At 53.4% G+C, this 16,705-nt stretch carries 18 protein-coding genes; 1 reads left to right on the plus strand and 17 read right to left on the minus strand.

Going from position 1 to position 16,705, the window contains the following annotated elements:
* Position 1 precedes the first annotated feature (1 nt).
* From KHA84_RS08885 to prsW, 16 genes are all read right to left on the minus strand, one after another.
* Entirely contained in the window at positions 2-703 is a 702-nt protein-coding gene (locus KHA84_RS08885; RefSeq protein ID WP_213423177.1) for a demethylmenaquinone methyltransferase, read from the minus strand.
* 5 nt (positions 704-708) lie between these two features.
* Positions 709-1,500, minus strand: a complete 792-nt coding sequence (locus KHA84_RS08890; protein ID WP_213423178.1) for a heptaprenyl diphosphate synthase component 1 — start codon at positions 1,498-1,500, stop codon at positions 709-711.
* A 72-nt stretch (positions 1,501-1,572) separates the two neighbouring features.
* A complete protein-coding gene (gene mtrB, locus KHA84_RS08895) occupies positions 1,573-1,794 on the minus strand; it encodes a trp RNA-binding attenuation protein MtrB (RefSeq protein WP_213423179.1) in 222 nt (73 codons plus the stop codon).
* Between the two features lie 69 nt (positions 1,795-1,863).
* Positions 1,864-2,433, minus strand: coding sequence for a GTP cyclohydrolase I FolE (gene folE, locus KHA84_RS08900; protein ID WP_213423180.1), 570 nt, complete (start codon positions 2,431-2,433; stop codon positions 1,864-1,866).
* Between the two features lie 231 nt (positions 2,434-2,664).
* On the minus strand, positions 2,665-2,937 hold the full coding sequence (locus KHA84_RS08905) for an HU family DNA-binding protein (RefSeq protein ID WP_213423181.1): 273 nt from the start codon (positions 2,935-2,937) through the stop codon (positions 2,665-2,667).
* A 914-nt stretch (positions 2,938-3,851) separates the two neighbouring features.
* Positions 3,852-5,330 (minus strand): stage IV sporulation protein A, encoded by a 1,479-nt coding sequence (gene spoIVA, locus KHA84_RS08910; RefSeq protein WP_213423182.1) that lies wholly within the window; start codon positions 5,328-5,330, stop codon positions 3,852-3,854.
* Between the two features lie 75 nt (positions 5,331-5,405).
* A complete protein-coding gene (locus KHA84_RS08915) occupies positions 5,406-6,113 on the minus strand; it encodes a hypothetical protein (protein WP_213423183.1) in 708 nt (235 codons plus the stop codon).
* A 4-nt stretch (positions 6,114-6,117) separates the two neighbouring features.
* Positions 6,118-6,300 (minus strand): DUF2768 domain-containing protein, encoded by a 183-nt coding sequence (locus tag KHA84_RS08920; RefSeq protein WP_272875282.1) that lies wholly within the window; start codon positions 6,298-6,300, stop codon positions 6,118-6,120.
* Positions 6,301-6,348: 48 nt separating this feature from the next.
* Complete coding sequence (locus KHA84_RS08925; RefSeq protein WP_213423185.1) at positions 6,349-7,371, minus strand: NAD(P)H-dependent glycerol-3-phosphate dehydrogenase; 1,023 nt, start codon at positions 7,369-7,371, stop codon at positions 6,349-6,351.
* Positions 7,372-7,390: 19 nt separating this feature from the next.
* Positions 7,391-8,701, minus strand: coding sequence for a ribosome biogenesis GTPase Der (gene der, locus KHA84_RS08930; protein WP_213423186.1), 1,311 nt, complete (start codon positions 8,699-8,701; stop codon positions 7,391-7,393).
* Between the two features lie 300 nt (positions 8,702-9,001).
* On the minus strand, positions 9,002-10,177 hold the full coding sequence (gene rpsA, locus KHA84_RS08935) for a 30S ribosomal protein S1 (RefSeq protein WP_213423187.1): 1,176 nt from the start codon (positions 10,175-10,177) through the stop codon (positions 9,002-9,004).
* 73 nt (positions 10,178-10,250) lie between these two features.
* Complete coding sequence (locus KHA84_RS08940; protein ID WP_213423188.1) at positions 10,251-10,844, minus strand: lysophospholipid acyltransferase family protein; 594 nt, start codon at positions 10,842-10,844, stop codon at positions 10,251-10,253.
* Complete coding sequence (gene cmk, locus KHA84_RS08945; protein WP_213423189.1) at positions 10,844-11,518, minus strand: (d)CMP kinase; 675 nt, start codon at positions 11,516-11,518, stop codon at positions 10,844-10,846. Before cmk ends, KHA84_RS08940 begins: the two co-directional genes overlap by 1 nt.
* Before the next feature lie 87 nt (positions 11,519-11,605).
* Positions 11,606-12,895, minus strand: coding sequence for a PepSY1/2 domain-containing protein (locus KHA84_RS08950; RefSeq protein WP_213423190.1), 1,290 nt, complete (start codon positions 12,893-12,895; stop codon positions 11,606-11,608).
* A gap of 8 nt (positions 12,896-12,903) precedes the next feature.
* Positions 12,904-13,704 (minus strand): spore cortex-lytic enzyme, encoded by an 801-nt coding sequence (sleB, locus tag KHA84_RS08955; protein WP_419465593.1) that lies wholly within the window; start codon positions 13,702-13,704, stop codon positions 12,904-12,906.
* A gap of 198 nt (positions 13,705-13,902) precedes the next feature.
* A complete protein-coding gene (gene prsW, locus KHA84_RS08960) occupies positions 13,903-14,583 on the minus strand; it encodes a glutamic-type intramembrane protease PrsW (protein ID WP_213423191.1) in 681 nt (226 codons plus the stop codon).
* 75 nt (positions 14,584-14,658) lie between these two features.
* Here prsW and KHA84_RS08965 point away from each other — a divergent pair, with 75 nt between their 5' ends.
* Positions 14,659-15,633 (plus strand): asparaginase, encoded by a 975-nt coding sequence (locus tag KHA84_RS08965; RefSeq protein WP_213423192.1) that lies wholly within the window; start codon positions 14,659-14,661, stop codon positions 15,631-15,633.
* Between the two features lie 102 nt (positions 15,634-15,735).
* Here KHA84_RS08965 and KHA84_RS08970 read toward each other — a convergent pair whose 3' ends face one another.
* Positions 15,736-16,704 (minus strand): YpdA family putative bacillithiol disulfide reductase, encoded by a 969-nt coding sequence (locus KHA84_RS08970; RefSeq protein ID WP_213423193.1) that lies wholly within the window; start codon positions 16,702-16,704, stop codon positions 15,736-15,738.
* Position 16,705: the final 1 nt, after the last annotated feature.

Below are 16,705 nucleotides of genomic sequence, written 5' to 3' on the forward strand. Positions count from 1 at the left end.
GTTATCTCCGTTTGTATCCGATATGCCCCGCAGCCGCCCCGCCGCTGAACGGTTTGTAGCGGATGCCTTCGAATCCGGTGTCCGCAAAGATCCCGGCAAGCGTGCGTGCGTCCGGGAATGTGTCTGCAGATTCCTGGAGCCATTGGTACTCTTGATAGCTTTTTGCAAACAGCCTGCCGAAAAGCGGCATGACATGGTTAAAGTAGAACTTGAAAGCCTGGCGGTATCCGGGCAATGTCGGTTGGGAGGTTTCCAGGCAGGCGATCATCCCGCCCGGCTTCAGTACGCGGTGTATCTCGGAAAGCGCCTTTCGGAGATCTGGAACGTTGCGGAGGCCGAAACCGACCGTGACATAATCGAAGCTATTGTCCGGGAACGGCAGGTCCATTGCATTCCCTTCGACAAGCCGGATGTTCGGATGGCCGTTAGTCTTTTCTTTGGCCACACCCAGCATATTGGCCGAAAAGTCGAGGCCGGTCACTTTGCCTGAAGGTCCCGCTTCCTCGGCGAGCGCAATGGTCCAGTCACCTGTGCCGCAACAGACGTCAAGTGCGGATGCTCCTTTTTTGACATCCATCTTTTTCATCATTTCTCTGCGCCATGCCTTGTGCATTTGGAAACTGATGACCGAGTTCATCGTATCGTAGTTATCCGAAATCTTTTCAAACACGTCATGGACCCGTCTCTCTTTAGGTGTCTCCAAATTGCTCAATCCTTTTTTCCCGTCTGTATGGAAGCCGGTTCGGTGATCCCGTAGATCCCGGCGATTGCCGAAACCGGATCTCCAGTACGGTATCCAAACGTTGCGGTTTCTTCAATCAGCCGGCCGGCGTGAAACAGGCGGCAGCGGTCCAACGTTCGGGCCGCAACCGCCGTATCACCGTGGATGCCCCCTGAACGGAGGAAGGCATCCAGAAACGGCGTGCGCCCCCCATCACGGAGGGTTATGGACTCTGCGCCGAGGCGGCAGGCGGTCAGCCCATGGCGTGCCGCCGCCTCGTACTGCCCATACCCCCGTTCCATGAGAAAAGCGGAGACCGTTCCGGCCTCAATCGTTTCGACATAAGACAAAAGTTGTTCCGGCGAATCTCCCTCACGGTGTTCGTAAAGCCGGATTTTCCTTTCACTCATCTCTGTGACCGATTTCGAAAGCCTGCGGATCAGCGGAATATCCTCCATTTCCGCGAGGATGCGGTAGTGCACGCCGCTGTAATAGTCACCGGCCAGGACGGTCAGCTGTCCCTGCCGGCTTTCTGATGCCTCCCGGCCAATCGAATCGTGCGCGGTGAATGCAGCATAAAGCGCACCGGCTGCAACAGCAGAAAGCCGGTCTTTCTCCTCCCACCGTTCTCCGAACAGTTTGGGCAGCAAGAGAGAAGCCAGAACCGGGACCGGAATGACCGGCCGGCCGGTGTGCTTCAGAAGCGTCCGGTTGGCCAACAGGCGGCTGATTTCATCGTTTAATTGTTTAACTTCTGTATGTAGACTTGTTGGATTCATCTTCCGCCGCTCCATTTCCGCACGGATCTGACGTTTTGCCGGGCCCCGTCCGGACAGCCGGACGGAAGCCTGTCATTTCCGTGATTCGCCCTTCACCACGCCATGTGCGGTATGCACTTCCGCATCGCCCCGCACTTTAATGGCAGAAACATGCTCGGTGAACTGGGCAACCAGAATTTCTCCGCTGTCCAGCTTTTCCGAATGACCGAATTTCGTGTCCGCCCCGCGGGTAAGGCCGATGACTTGGACACCGTCTTCCCGGGCTTTGATGACAACATAATCGTTTTGTGCCATGTTCATTCTCCTATCTATAATCTTTCCTATCATATCACAGTAGGGAACAGGCCCGCAAAACGCCGGAAGTCAGGACATTTTGATCAGTGAAATGACCTCAGCACGCTTGCTGTCGTCCTGATCGAAAATTCCGCGCGCTGCAGCGGTGACTGTTTTCGAGCCCGGCTTCCGGATACCGCGCATCGTCATGCACATATGTTCGGCTTCGACGACGATGTAGACCCCCAGCGGATCGAGCATCTCGGTCAGCGCATCTGCCACTTCCGCAGTGATTCGCTCCTGAAGCTGCGGCCTGCGGGAAACGGCTTCGACGGCACGTGCCAGCTTGCTCAACCCTGCCACTTCCCCGTTACGCGGGATATAGGCGACATGTGCCTTACCGTAGAACGGAAGCAGGTGATGTTCACACATCGATTGAAAATGAATATCTTTAACGAGGACCAGTTCATCATGGTCTTCGTGGAATACGGTTTTAAAATACTCACGGGGATCATCGCCGATGCCCCCGAACACTTCTTCATACATTTTGGCAACCCGTTTTGGTGTATCCAGCAGGCCTTCACGGTCCGGATCTTCCCCGACCGCTTCAAGAATCAGCCGGACCGCTTCCTCTATCTTGCCATGGTCCACTTTTCCCATTTACGTCCCTCCATATACGGAAAACACTAGCCGAGAAAGGCTCAAAAGCCAGTCCGGCTTCTGTTCCGCATTACTCCTAAATGTTAGCACAACCGGGGTCCGGGTACAATTCACCAGTACCACTTGGAAACAGTGGCTTTGTTCCCTCTTTTTGGGCGTATGAACGACACATTAAAGGACGGCCCCTCTCCCGGAACCGGAAGTGTGGGACCGTCCTATGTAGTCAGGATATCATTTTACCGCATCTTTGAGAGCCTTTCCTGGTTTGAACGCAGGAACCTTGCTCGCAGCGATTTCGATTTCCTCACCCGATTGCGGGTTGCGGCCTTTGCGGGCTGCGCGCTCACGTACTTCAAAGTTGCCGAAACCGATCAGCTGGACTTTCTCGCCCTTTGCAAGTGCGTCGGAAATTGTGTTGAATACGGATTCAACAGCATTAACCGCGTCTTTGCGGGAAAGGCCAGTTGCTTCCGCTACGGAGTTCACCAAATCTGTTTTGTTCATACCATTCACCTCCTCTCAAAGAGAAAGTTTGCTTAAGCATGTTCAAACTGTATCACAACCAAACCCGCACCGCAACAGGTTTCACGGGCTTTCCGGGCCATTTGCGGCCCTGTTTCTCATGCTTCCCCCGAATGGTGGATGCTAAACTGCCGAATTGTCATTTTTCGTTCATAAAATAGCGGAAATACAGGCGGGAAACCGGTTAAATACAGCTATTCATAAATTCCCTCCGGATTTTCGCTGCGGGCCTTCGCTTTCCGCGGGCGTTGCCTCAGCCGGCGCCAGTACGAAGACTGGCGTCTATGGGGCTGTCCGAAAAGTCGGATTCAGCACATGATATAGCAAACGGCACGGACGCCGGGAGACACCTGCGGGAAAAGCCGGGCTGTCGAGACCCGCTTTACGCGGGGCTCGGCGCCGGCCCGCGGTAAGCAACCAGAGTCCGTGCCGTTTGCTGTTTTTATCGTATTAATGACTTATTGGACAGCCCCAACATCCTGCGGGGTCTTCAGCTAACGCTATTCCCGCAGGAGTCTTCGGCCCTCCGCTTCAATCCGATATAGAGCATGTTAGGCAGAAGGAATCTGACTCATAAAATGAACAGAAAAAAAAGGTGATGAATTAGATATTCTTGTCTCCTCAGTGTTACACACATAGATTTAAGACGGCATGAGTTCTATATACACAGGTTCGTATTCAGACTCATGCCATATAAAGTGTAGCAGAGAGTGATTGACACACCTAATGTACGTTGCGAGAAGTAAATCGCACAATGTCTTAGGATGGTCTCATATTACCAACCTGCAGATCGCCCAAAAGGAATCGTAGGAGCGGAAATTCGAAGGATATCCGACTTACTATTTGTATTTATTCCGCAAACCAAAAAAGGCACCTCCACGGGTGCCGGGATGAGTTCATAGGATGAACGTGACCATGCCTTTGTTTCCGTCATTGACCATCTGCTCCATGGTTTCGCGGATTCGGTTTCGGGCGCGTTCAGGGACGGCTGTTGTCTTGAAGCGGATGCTTTCTTTCATCACTTCATGCAGCGGCGTGCCGAACAGTTGGGTCGACCAGAGGGCCTCCCGGTCGTTCAGATAAGCCTCTTTCAGATCCTTGAGCAGTTGGAGGCTGTGGAATTCCGATCCGATGAGAGGAGAGAACTCGGCTTCCATGTCGATCCTCATGATATGGAGTGATGGAGCTTTCGCCTTCATCCGGACACCGAAGAAGTTGTTTTGCTTGATGAGTTCCGGAGGCGTCGGTTCAAAGTCGTTGATCGCAGGGAGGGTGACCCCATATCCCGTTTTCTTGGCGGATTCAATCGCTTCCTCATATTGGCCGAACGCTTCCTTCGACTTGACCGCATCCCGGATAAACAAAAGCCAGTCTTTTTTGGTCCTGATGGGCTCGCCCATCATTTCGTCGCACACTTCGTGGAAGACACCATCTTCGGTTTCGACCCGGATGTTCGCCTTTCCCTGTCCGGCATCGACACTGACCACTTCCGCACGGCGGACAAAATCCTCTTCCTGGATGGAAGCGGCAAGGCGCTGGACGTCACGGATCTTGGAGACCGCGGAAAGCCCTTCGTCGAGCCTGCTCCTGATTGCCGTGTTCAGATAATGGTCATCTGCCAGGACATCCATCCACTCTGGCTTTTGCAGCTCGATCTCGGAAATCGGGAATTCGAACAGCGCTTCCTGCAGGATCAGCTGGATTTCATTGGCATTCAGCTGGTCTGCGCTGATGGCGATGACCGGCACCCCGTACTTATCCGTCAGCTCGTCGCGGAGCGCGACTGTCTCAGAATGGGCCGGCATCCGGCTGTTCAGAACGATGACAAACGGCTTTCCGATTTCCTTTAGCTTGCCTACGATCTCTTCTTCGGCCTTTAGTGCGGCAGCCCTTGGAATGTTGTTCACCGTGCCATCTGTCGTCATGACGATGCCGATTGTTGAGTGGTCGCGGATGACCTTGTCGGTGCCGATTCGAGCGGCCTCTTCAAACGGCACAGGCTCATTGTGCCAAGGCGTATGGACGTATTTCGGTCCGTCATCATCCATATGGCCCTTGACTCCGTCGATCACGTAACCGACACAGTCTGCGAGGCGGATCTGGAATGTCAGGTCTCCATCGCCGACCGAGATGCCTGTCCCCCGTGCCGGGACGAACTTTGGTTCTGCCGTCATAATGACAGGTCCCGGCGAGCTTTGCGGCAGTTCATCCTGCGCTCGGGTCCTGTCCGCTTCCTCAACCATATTCGGAATGACGACTTCTTCCATGACCCGTTTTACGAACGTCGACTTCCCGACCCGTACAGGGCCGACAACGCCGATATAAATATCGCCGTCAGTGCGTTTTGCCAATTCTTCGTACAATGCTTCGCTCAAACCTTTCGCCCTCCTTTTCTGCGCAATTCATTGTATGCACAGAAAAAGCGCTTCATGCTAAAGCACGAAGCGCGATTAATTCTCTGTCATGAAGATGACATTGCCTTCACCGTCGACTGTATACGGAAGGCTATATGCAGGCAGGACCGGGTTATTGTCATACAGAATGTGCCGGATATCCTCTCCCGGTTTAACATCTGCTTGTCCGGCGGCAACAACATCATGAAGGTCGGCCGTGTAATCAATGTAGAAGTTTCCGTCCGAATACAGGATGATCGGAAGTTCCCGGTCACTGTATGGACTCTTCACCGTCGGCGCTTCTTTAAGGCCCATTGCGGAGAAGTTCGGCAAGAAAACGTCTTTTGTCAGCATCTCTTCAATCGGCACATGACCGTTGACACTCTTCCGGAGATTCAGTTCCCTGATCCGTTCGGGGCCGTTCAGGTCAACAAGCTTCACTGTCGGGCTTTCTTCGGCGTCCATGATGACATACTGATAAATCCCGCCCGTTTCGTAAGCGTTTGACGGAATCTTTTCAAGATGGGCCGGCACGATTTTTGAGAAATCGATCGGATACTTAATGAAGGCGTCCACATCTTGGTCGCGTGTTTTGATAGGCAGCAGGCCTCCGCTTTTCTCACGGTACTGATCGACAGCGGACTGGACGGCTCTTAGCTGTTCTTCATACGGTATGGTGCTTCCGGCGCGTTCGCTGTCCGGGTACATGCATCCCGATAACACAAGAACGGCCGCGGTTAGCAGGATCATCCAAAGTTTTTTCATGCTGTCACCCTCCCGTCGGCCCGCTGAAGACTAGATAGATCATCGAAAAGAAAGCAAAAAGGAGGAGCAGCCAGGCAGTCAGGCTAAACACGAATTTCAATAATTTATTATTAAGCTTATTGCGGCTGATATTGATAAGGAGCATACAGACGAACATCGCACCCATCGCATAGAATGACAGCCACATTTTATCCAGGGATGACAAAACGGGTCCACCTTTCAGGACCGGTCAGGTTCAAGACCAACCGGCCAGATCTTCAGTTTCATGCTTTTTCGTGCGGCCCATGAGAAGGTCCACCATATCGCGCGGTTTTTCCCCCTCGAACAAGACCGCGTAGAGCGCTTCCGTAATCGGCATCGGCACGCCGCATTCAACCGAAAGCTGATGAGCGGCTTTGGTTGTCCGGACGCCTTCCACGACCATCCCCATGCTGTCAAGCACTTCTTCCAGGCTTTTGCCCTGTCCGAGCATATTGCCTGCCCGCCAGTTGCGGGAGTGCACGCTCGTGCATGTGACAATCAGGTCACCGAGGCCGGAAAGTCCGGAAAAAGTGAGTGGGTTGGCTCCCATCGCGACACCCAGGCGGGTGATTTCTGCAAGGCCCCGGGTGATCAGGGCAGCCTTGGCATTGTCTCCAAAGCCGAGCCCGTCCGTGACGCCGGCTGCAAGTGCAATGACGTTCTTCAGCGCACCGCCGATTTCCACGCCGACCACGTCATCATTTGTATAGACACGGAAGTCCTGGTTCATGAAAAGATCCTGCACTCTTCTGGCGTGATCCATGTCTTTCGCAGCAGCCGTGACGGTAGTCGGCTGGTTCCGGATCACCTCTTCGGCATGGCTCGGCCCGGACAACACGACGATCCCTTCGCAGACAGCCCGGTCCAGCTCTTCTTCCATCACTTCGCTGATGCGCTTGTGGGTATCCGGTTCAATCCCTTTGGAAACATGGGAAAACAAGACAGGCTTGTCCAGCACATCGTTCAGTTCCCGGCAGACTTCACGGATCCCCTTTGTCGGTACGGCCATGACGATAACCGATGCCCCTTCCACCGCTTTGGCAAGGTCATGGTCTGCCTTGAGGTTTTCCGGCAACTCCGCCTCCGGCAAATATTGTTTGTTCGTATGCTTTTCCGTTATCTCTGCCGCCTGCTCAGCCCGGCGGGACCAGAGAGTGCAGTCGTGTCCGTTGGATGCGAGGACGGCTGCAAGGGCGGTGCCCCAGCTGCCGGCTCCCAACACGGCGACTTTGGTCATTGCGTTCAAATCCTTTCCGTCAGCTGCGTTTTCTAGTGATGAGTCGTAGAGGTGTTCCCTCGAACCCGAAGGCCTCACGGAGCTTGTTCTGAAGGAACCGCTCATAGGAGAAATGCATGATTTCCGGATCGTTGACGAAGACGACGAATGTCGGCGGCTTCACCTGAACCTGGGTCATATAGTAAATCCGGAGCTTGCGTCCCTTATCGGAAGGAGCAGGGTTTCTCGTCACCGCATCCTCAATCACTTCATTCAGGATGCTGGACTGGATGCGCAGCGCGTGGTTTTCACTCACCATGTTGACGGTCTCGAGGATGGCGAGTACGCGCTGTTTGGTTTTTGCAGAGACAAAGACGATCGGTGCATAGTCAAGGAATTGGAAGTTTTTCCGGATGTCTTCTGTCATCCGGTTCATCGTCTTCTCGTCCTTTTCGACCGCATCCCACTTGTTTACGACAATGATGACCCCACGGCCCGCATCATGCGCATAGCCGGCGATCCGCTTGTCCTGCTCCCGGATGCCTTCTTCCCCGTTCAGGACGATTAGAACGACATCGGATCGTTCAATGGCACGGAGTGCACGGAGGACACTGTACTTCTCCGTCGACTCGTACACTTTACCCTTTTTGCGCATGCCGGCTGTATCGATGACTTTGTACTTCTGTCCGTCATGGACGAAATCCGAGTCGATCGCGTCACGCGTCGTGCCGGCGATATCACTGACGATGACCCGTTCTTCTCCGAGGAAAACGTTCGTCAGGGAAGACTTGCCGACGTTTGGCCGTCCGATCAGGGAAAAGCGGATGACGTCATCCTCAATTTTTTCCTCATCGGATTCAGGGAAACTGCGGACGACCTCGTCCAGCAGGTCACCTAAGCCAAGCCCATGAGAACCGGAAATCGGGAACGGCTCACCGAAACCGAGCGAATAAAAGTCATAGATCATGCTCTGCATGTCCGGATTGTCAATTTTGTTGACGCCCAGGACGACCGGCTTTTTTGTGCGGTATAGGATTTTGGCTACCTGCTCATCCGCTGCGGTCACACCTTCCCGGCCGTTCACCAGGAAGATGATGACATCGGCTTCATCCATTGCGATCTCGGCCTGATGCCGGATCTGCTCAAGGAACGGCTCGTCTCCGATGTCGATGCCTCCTGTGTCAATCAAGTTAAAATCATGGTTCAGCCACTCTGCGGGGCTATATATCCGGTCCCTGGTCACGCCGGGGACATCTTCGACGATCGAAATCCGTTCGCCGACGATACGGTTGAAGATCGTTGACTTGCCGACGTTCGGCCGCCCCACGATCGCTACAATCGGTTTGGTCATCTGTTCCACCCTTCCGGTTTCTTCTTGTGTCATTATACAACAAAACGTTTCAGTAAACAGATGATAACATTCACTGTCACAGAACCTTGATATTACAGCTTTTCTGAAGTCTTGGCACGTCAGACTGTTTTTCAGAAAATATTGAACCATAACGGCTGTGCTGCATCGTCTGCAGATCGGATAGGGATTATCTCCGACTCCGCGGAGCGGCCTATTATCCCGACAGCGCCAAGCCCTGCCGCCAAATAAAAAGGTGATGGCAAGGAATCTGCCATCACCTAAGCTTATTTGTTATGAAACTCAGTCCTGGAAGCCTTTCAGCTTGTCGCCGATGACATCGCTGATCGAGAAGCCTTTGGACTCTTCCGGCATCTCGTATTCGTCAGGCTGTGCTTCGCGGCGGTCTTCACGCGGGAGAGTCTCCTTGATGCTGAGGGAGAGACGCTTGTCCTGCTTGTTGACGTCGAGCACTTTCACCTGGACGGTCTGGCCTTCCTCAATCACTTCATGTGGCGTGCCGATGTGGTGGCGGGCCATCTGGGAAATGTGGACCAGCCCTTCCACGCCAGGGAACACTTCGACGAATGCGCCGTAGGAAACGATGCGCTTGACGACACCATCAAGAACAGAGCCTTTTGGTGCTTTTTCTTCGATGTCTTCCCAAGGCCCGGGAAGCGTTTCCTTGATGGAAAGCGAGATGCGCTCGTTGTCGCGGTCGACGGAAAGCACTTTGACGTTCACTTTGTCGCCTTCGGACAGGACATCGCTCACCTGCTCGACGTGGCCATGCGCGACTTGGGAGATGTGGACAAGACCATCCACGCCGCCGATGTCGACGAATGCGCCGAACGAAGCGATGCGCTGGACTGTACCTTCGATGACTTGGCCTTCCTGGATGTTGTTCAGGATTTCGCCTTTCTGGGCATCCTTCTCTTCCTCGATCACAGCGCGGTGGGAGAGGATCAGGCGGTTTTTCTCCTTGTCCATTTCCACGATCTTGAATGTCATTTCGCGGCCTTTGTAGTCGTCGAACGACTCGACGTAGTGGTCCTCAACGAGGGAAGCCGGAACAAATCCGCGGACACCGAGATCCACAACGAGACCGCCCTTGACGACATCCTTCACTTCGGCAGTGATTGTTTCCTGGCTGTCAAATTTCTCCTTCAGGCTATCCCAAGCAGCTTCCGCATCGACTTTGCGTTTCGACAGGACAAAGTTCTCATTATCGTTTTCTACTTTGAGGATGATGAGTTCCAGTGTATCGCCAACCTGGACTGCATCGGACGCCTTTTCTATATGGAGGCTCGACAGTTCGCTGATCGGGATGACACCGTCAAATGGTGCACCGGGGATTGTAACCGTCACCGATTTATCTTCGATCTTTTCAACTTTCCCCGTTACGCGATCACCTGTTTTGAAATCGCGGATTTCTGTTTCTTCCATGTGTTGCTCCATGTTATTCATCTCTTCACTCATGCCTAAGTCCTCCTCCATAAAGGTTCCTTACCCCATTTTATTAGAAAACGCCTGTAAAAACAAAATATTAAGCTTATTTAGCCGGTTTTTCTTTTTCAATCAGCAGGCGTATTTCTTTCATGATCGCTTCCGTCACTTCTTCCGCCCCGGCTTTCCGTTCCCTGAAAGGCGTGATGTCGAGCGGTTCGCCGTATCGGACCTTCAATTTACGGAACGGACGGTACGGCCCGATGATCGCGCACGGGACGACGACTGCATCGCCGCCTTTCAATGCGAAAAAGCCAGCTCCGGACATGCCCTTGCCGAGGGTTCCATCCTTGCTCCGTGTGCCTTCGGGAAACATTCCGACAACCTGCCCGTCTTTCAGCAGACTGAGGGCCGTGCGGATGGCATTCCGGTCACTGAGCCCGCGTTTTACCGGGAACACGTGTAGATTCGGAAGCAGGTTCTTCAGGATCGGGGCCTCGAAAAGTTCTGCCTTTGCCATGAAATTGATTGGGCGGGGAGCTGTGATTCCGACAACCGGAGGATCCAGATCAGCAATATGGTTTGCGCAGACGAGGACGCCGCCTTCCTTCGGAAAGTGTTCGGTCCCCCTCACATCAAGCCGGTACAGCGGTTTAAGCACGCCGTAGACGACCGACTTGGCAAAATGATAGAAGTCCATCAGTCCACCTTCTCCCTGACAAGCTCCATGATCGCGTCAGCCGCTTCACTGATTGACATCGTTGTCGTATCGAGAAGGACGGCATCTTCTGCTTGTGTGAGCGGGGAAATTTCGCGCTCGCTGTCTTTCTTGTCACGGAGTGCGATTTCCTGTGCCAGCTGCTCAAGAGAGGATTCAAATCCGCGTCTCAGATTTTCAGCATGGCGCCGGCGCGCGCGCTCTTCAACACTTGCCGTCATAAAGACCTTCAGCTCGGCATCAGGCAAAACGGCTGTCCCGATATCACGGCCATCCATGACGACGCCGCCCTCCTCTGCCATTTTCCGCTGGGCATCCACCATGTAGGCGCGTACACCCGGATGTGCGGAAACGGCGGAAACACCATTTGTCACGGCATCCGTGCGGATTTCATCCGTCACATCATGGCCATCGAGCCAGACGGTCTGCCCTTTGTCGCCGGCTTTCAGTTCAATGACGGTCCCCGGCAACAGAGCCTCCACACCGGCGGCCTTGTCCAAATCTATGCCCGCTCCAATCGCTTTATACGTCAGCGCCCGGTACATGGCGCCCGTATCAATATATGTATAGCCTAATTTCTCGGCAACTAACTTCGCAATCGTACTTTTTCCGGCCGCGGCGGGTCCGTCTATCGCAATGCGGATTTCTTTCATCATCTCGTTCAACTCTCCTCAAGTCAATTCGACCTCATTGTACCACACCAAAAAACGAAAAGCCCCCGATGGCGGGGACTTTTCAACTGTTCAGCGAAGGATTTCGCTCTTCAGCACTTCTCCGGTCTCAGTGTCGACCATGAGCCTATAGGTGTCCGTCCTGCCCCCTGTTTTCTTGGTGACGACAAGAAGGTGGCAGAGCCGCTGTACAAGCTCCTCATTGGCGGTATAACCGAGCTCCTCCGAATGGACCTCAGTCCCGTCCGTGAAAAATTCTTCGGGATCAAACGGGTTGATCGGCTGGGCCTTGAGCTGCTCTTCCTGGATATATTCCATCGTGTTGACACCGAGCACTTCACCATCGTCCTTCGCCAACTTCACTTGGACGCCGTCGGCAAATACCTTGCCGCCCGTATCCGGATCGACCCTCACAAAGCTTAAATGCCAGTAATGGCTGTTCTCCCTGGATTCTTCGAAGACAAGGTCATTGTAGCCTGCCTGACGCAGGAATTTTTCCGCGCGTTCGCGGATATCCGCCTCTGGCATGACATCCTCGCTTACCGGCCGCTCAACAAGAAGGGACAGAAGGTGCCCGCCTCGTTCCGTAAAGTCGGCGTATCCGATTCTTGCCCCGTCCTGGAAGCGGATGTGATAAAACGGGTACGGCGCATCCGGTTCACTCTGGCTCACGTGTACGGTGGCGCCATCATAATACGGGAAAAGCTCCTTAAACCGGCTAAGCGCGCCATCTCGACCGATCGGCTCGTCATCCAGATTCTTCAAGTCTTTTTTCTTCTGTTCATCGTGCTCACTCGCGGTCAGCGGAAAATCACTCTCAGAATAAGTTTTGACTGCCTGTCCGAGGTCCGCCCAGCGCTTGTCCGGCTTTTCGCTTTCCAGCTGGGCAAACCAGCTGTCCGGACCGGTGCCGCCGGCGAACATTCCCTGTGTCACAGATGACCATTCAGTGGAGAATTCATTCAAGTTCGCTGCGGCATTGCCGAGGGCCTTTTCCCACTTTTCCTGAGGGATTGCCCCGGTCGAGGCGAGGTCTGCGTAATCCCCGAGCCGGGTGAGATAATTCATCCACTCCGATGAAAATTCACGGTCAAGCGGCAGCGAAGAGAGGTTATTGCGGATTTCCGAAGATAGCCTCCAAATGTTGTTGAGCGGTTCTTCCGCCGCAGTCTGATCCTGATAAAGCAGGACCTTCCTGACTTCCTGTTCCAGTTCATTCATTTGCTCGGTCGCTTCAGTCAGCTTATTGGTATACTGGCCGTTCAGCAGTAACGTCAGCCTCTCGTTTTTGGCTGATGCTGACCAGGAAAAGATGGCCAGCGCGGCAACCGTATATACCAGTACAAACATCAGTTTTTTCATGGGATCCCTCACATGCAGAAGATATGCTGCCCTATTTTTTTGATCTGCGGTCTTGACCAGATCCATTCGCTAGTTGCCGTGACCGGGTTAAAGTAGTAAATGGCATTTTCTGTAGGGTCCCAGCCATTGATGGCATCGATGACTGCCTCTTTGGCTCGCTCGTTCGGGGTGAGCCAGATCTGCCCGTCCGCCACTGCAGTGAAGGCAAGGGGCTGGAAAATCACCCCGCTCACGGTGTTGGGGAAGTCGGCATGTTCAAGCCGGTTCAGAATGACAGCGGCAACGGCGACCTGCCCTTCATATGGCTCACCCCTTGCCTCCCCGTACACCGCATTGGCCATCAGCTGGATATCCTGATCACTGTAGCCCGGAGGGATATTGGCGGTCTGGCCTCCACCACCACCACCACCACCACCGCCCTTAACTTGGGCATCAAGCGGCGTGCCTCCGTAATGGGTAAACGCTTTTCCCGCTGCGATATTGTTCATGACAAAGTCTTTGTGATACTTTGATACAGACACAAGTTTTTCTTTCGTCGCTGCACCGGCCACACCATCGATCGGAAGTCCGTACGCCTGCTGGAAGTTCCGGAGTGCCCAGTAAGTCCCGTAACCAAATTTGCCGTCAATCTTCCCATCATAGTATCCCGACCATTGAAGGCGTGCCTGCAGCTCGATGACATCATCACCGAATGCTCCGCGTCCGATGTTTTGCGCGGTGAACGCATCCTTGCCGGCCGGGACGGACAAAGCCATGACCAGGACCAGCACAGCCAGGACGGGTCTGCGCTTCCGGCGCGCCGATTTCATTTGCACATGAATCCCTCCTGTAATTTCCAACGCCCAATCCGGAGATTCCGGGAGGGCCTTTTGCATAGCGTGTGCAAAAACAGGTGGATTATAAACAGGAAAAGCTCAATTAAAAAGTTTGCTTGCTGAATACGGCTTCCTTCCGAGACCCTATCATCGTTGCCGAAAAAAGCATGAAAAAACCCGGCATCAGCCGGGTTAACGCACAATGCGTTGTTTTTTGATATATTGGTCGACGCTCAAAAGGTGCGCCCGTTTTACGTTCTTGAGGGCAAACCACCAGAGAAATAGCATAAACGGAATCAACAGGTACATTCGGATGCTTCCAGCCATCACGAGAGCATTGTAGACGAAGTGGAGCGCAAATGCCGTGAAGAAGGAAAGGAACAGCATCGGCTTTGTGCCGGAATCTTCGACGAATTTGGCACGACCCAGATAATAGCCCATCACGACGCCGAACAGCGCGTGACTGGATACGGGCAACAGCGCACGGATCAAGGCCTCATCCATCCCGAATATAAGAAGGAAAAGGATGTTCTCGACGGTTGCAAAGCCGAGAGACACGGACGCACCGAACAGGATCCCATCATAGGGGTCCTCAAAATCCACATGCCCGTATACGACAACAAGCAGGATGAGCCACTTAAAAAACTCCTCGAGCCCGCTCGTGAACAGGACATCACTGACAAAGACGGACGCAAAAACGCCTTCCTCCTCAAATACATATTGTACGAAGAGGATTGGAAATGTCAGCAACATTCCATAAATATAGGTATGAAGAAGGCTTCGCGATGGCTCTTTGTGAATCTGCTTGCGCAGATAGAAGTAACTGAATAGTGCGAGGCCCGGGGCGATCGCCACCGTCAGCAACATAAACATGGGCGTCTCCCCCCTCCTTCGAACTACATCCATCATCCTATTTTAACATGTAAGAATCTACCGGGAGGTACCAATATGACAAAAACCTTGCTTCTGATCCATACAGGCGGCACAATTTCCATGACCACTGATGAACGGGGAGCTGTCACGCCGGGCCTGAATAACCCGCTGCTCGGCGAGATTAATAACCTCGGGCTTGCAGACGAAATCATCGAGACCGAAGCCTTTAACCTTCCATCGCCTCACATCACCCCCGCTCACATGCTGGATCTGAAGAAATTGATAGTCCGTTCGCTCACAGAACATCCGGCAGACGGGGTAGTCATCACTCATGGTACCGATACTTTAGAAGAGACCGCCTACTTCCTGGACCTGACACTGGATCTGGAAGTTCCGGTCGTCCTGACAGGAGCCATGAGGAGCGCTGATGAAATCGGATCCGACGGCGTCCACAATGTCCTGTCGGCCATACGGGTCGCCTCTGATGAGGAATCTCGGGGCAAAGGGGTCCTCGTCGTGCTCAACGATGAAATCCATACGGCTCAGAATGTCACGAAGACTCATACCTCTAATGTCTCGACATTCCAGAGCCCACAGTACGGGCCGATTGGCCTGGTCACAAACGGCCACATCCATTATCATCATGCACCCCTTCTCCGGACCCGTTTTCATGTTGACGAGCTATGCGGGCGAGTGGCACTCCTGAAAGTCTATGCCGGAATGGATTCTGAATTCCTCTTTCATGCGGCAGACGCCGGCTATGAAGGGATCGTACTCGAAGGACTTGGCCAGGGAAATGTCCCCCCTTCGCTCATGCCGGGAGTCCGCCGACTGCTTGATGATGAGATTCCTGTCGTACTCGTTTCACGCTGTTTCAATGGGATTGCCCAGCCGGTATACGGCTACGAAGGCGGAGGAAGGATGCTGCTCGAGGAGGGCGTCATCTTCGCCCACGGGCTTAGCGGCCAAAAAGCCAGAATCCAGCTGCTCCTTGCCTTGTCTTCCGGTATTAATCCAAGTCAGATTGCTCAATCCTTCAAGGGGCATTGAACAGCTTTCTCATTTAAAAAGCAATACTTGTTGACATAATAATTTTATGTTTTAAAAAAGCCGGGTCTGCCAAGAGAAGTCTCTCTGCAGATCCGGCTTATTTTAACTCATATATTCTGTTGCTTTTTTCGCAATAAGGCAGCCGTGGAAGCGTCCGTTCTCAATAAAGATTTCGTTGGCGTTGTTGCCCGCTGCGATTACACCGGCGATGAACAGGCCAGGCACCGATGTTTCCATCGTTTCAGGATCATACAGCGGACGCCCCGTTTCCTCGTCAACACCGATTCCCATTTTGCGGAGGAAAGTATGGTCTGGGTGATAACCGGTCATAGCAAACACAAAATCGTTGGGCAGTGCACTGATGCGGCCATCCATATCCTCAAGTTCCACCGTTTCTTCCGTAATGCGGACAGGAACCGTGCCGAACCGCATGGCGACCTCTCCACTCCGGACAAGGGCATCAAATTCCGGCAGCACCCACGGCTTGACACTAGGAGAATACTCTGCACCCCGGTAGGACACCGTGACGCGGGCACCCGCCTTGTGCAACTCAATGGCGGCATCTACAGCCGAGTTTTTCCCGCCGATCACAAGCACATCCGTATCGAAAAACGGGTGCGCCTCCTTGAAATAATGGAAAACTTTCTGCAGGCTTTCCCCGGGGATTCCCAAATAGTTCGGGTTGTCGTAATAACCTGTCGCGACGACCGCGACGGGCGTGCGATAATGGCCTTTATCTGTTTTGATGATAAATCCGCCATCCGCTTTATCGACACTTTCGACCTGTTCATAACGATTGACCCGGAGCTGCTTTCTCCGCACGACTTCCCGGTAATAGACGAGTGCTTCGTTCCGCTTCGGCTTCAGCCGCTCCGTAATAAATGGGATATCGCCGACCGACAATTTTTCGCTTGAGCTGAAAAATGTCTGATGGGTCGGGTAATTGTAAATGGCATTGACAATGTTGCCCTTTTCGATGATGAGCGGACGGATGCCTTCATCCTGCAACGCGATGGCCGCAGCGATTCCGCATGGTCCTCCCCCGATAATGATTGCTTCTTCCTGAATCATA

It is taken from the genome of Bhargavaea massiliensis (assembly GCF_018390575.1).
GTDB lineage: Bacteria > Bacillota > Bacilli > Bacillales_A > Planococcaceae > Bhargavaea > Bhargavaea massiliensis.

Coding starts and splice junctions, on each gene's coding strand:
- KHA84_RS08890 (WP_213423178.1), bottom strand. CDS start 1,500: ATGAATCCAACAAGTCTACATACAGAAGTTAAACAATTAAACGATGAA.
- mtrB (WP_213423179.1), bottom strand. CDS start 1,794: ATGGCACAAAACGATTATGTTGTCATCAAAGCCCGGGAAGACGGTGTC.
- folE (WP_213423180.1), bottom strand. CDS start 2,433: ATGGGAAAAGTGGACCATGGCAAGATAGAGGAAGCGGTCCGGCTGATT.
- KHA84_RS08905 (WP_213423181.1), bottom strand. CDS start 2,937: ATGAACAAAACAGATTTGGTGAACTCCGTAGCGGAAGCAACTGGCCTT.
- KHA84_RS08915 (WP_213423183.1), bottom strand. CDS start 6,113: ATGAAAAAACTTTGGATGATCCTGCTAACCGCGGCCGTTCTTGTGTTA.
- KHA84_RS08920 (WP_272875282.1), bottom strand. CDS start 6,300: ATGTGGCTGTCATTCTATGCGATGGGTGCGATGTTCGTCTGTATGCTC.
- KHA84_RS08925 (WP_213423185.1), bottom strand. CDS start 7,371: ATGACCAAAGTCGCCGTGTTGGGAGCCGGCAGCTGGGGCACCGCCCTT.
- der (WP_213423186.1), bottom strand. CDS start 8,701: ATGACCAAACCGATTGTAGCGATCGTGGGGCGGCCGAACGTCGGCAAG.
- rpsA (WP_213423187.1), bottom strand. CDS start 10,177: ATGAGTGAAGAGATGAATAACATGGAGCAACACATGGAAGAAACAGAA.
- KHA84_RS08940 (WP_213423188.1), bottom strand. CDS start 10,844: ATGGACTTCTATCATTTTGCCAAGTCGGTCGTCTACGGCGTGCTTAAA.
- cmk (WP_213423189.1), bottom strand. CDS start 11,518: ATGATGAAAGAAATCCGCATTGCGATAGACGGACCCGCCGCGGCCGGA.
- KHA84_RS08950 (WP_213423190.1), bottom strand. CDS start 12,895: ATGAAAAAACTGATGTTTGTACTGGTATATACGGTTGCCGCGCTGGCC.
- sleB (WP_419465593.1), bottom strand. CDS start 13,704: ATGAAATCGGCGCGCCGGAAGCGCAGACCCGTCCTGGCTGTGCTGGTC.
- prsW (WP_213423191.1), bottom strand. CDS start 14,583: ATGTTTATGTTGCTGACGGTGGCGATCGCCCCGGGCCTCGCACTATTC.
- KHA84_RS08965 (WP_213423192.1), top strand. CDS start 14,659: ATGACAAAAACCTTGCTTCTGATCCATACAGGCGGCACAATTTCCATG.
- KHA84_RS08970 (WP_213423193.1), bottom strand. CDS start 16,704: ATGATTCAGGAAGAAGCAATCATTATCGGGGGAGGACCATGCGGAATC.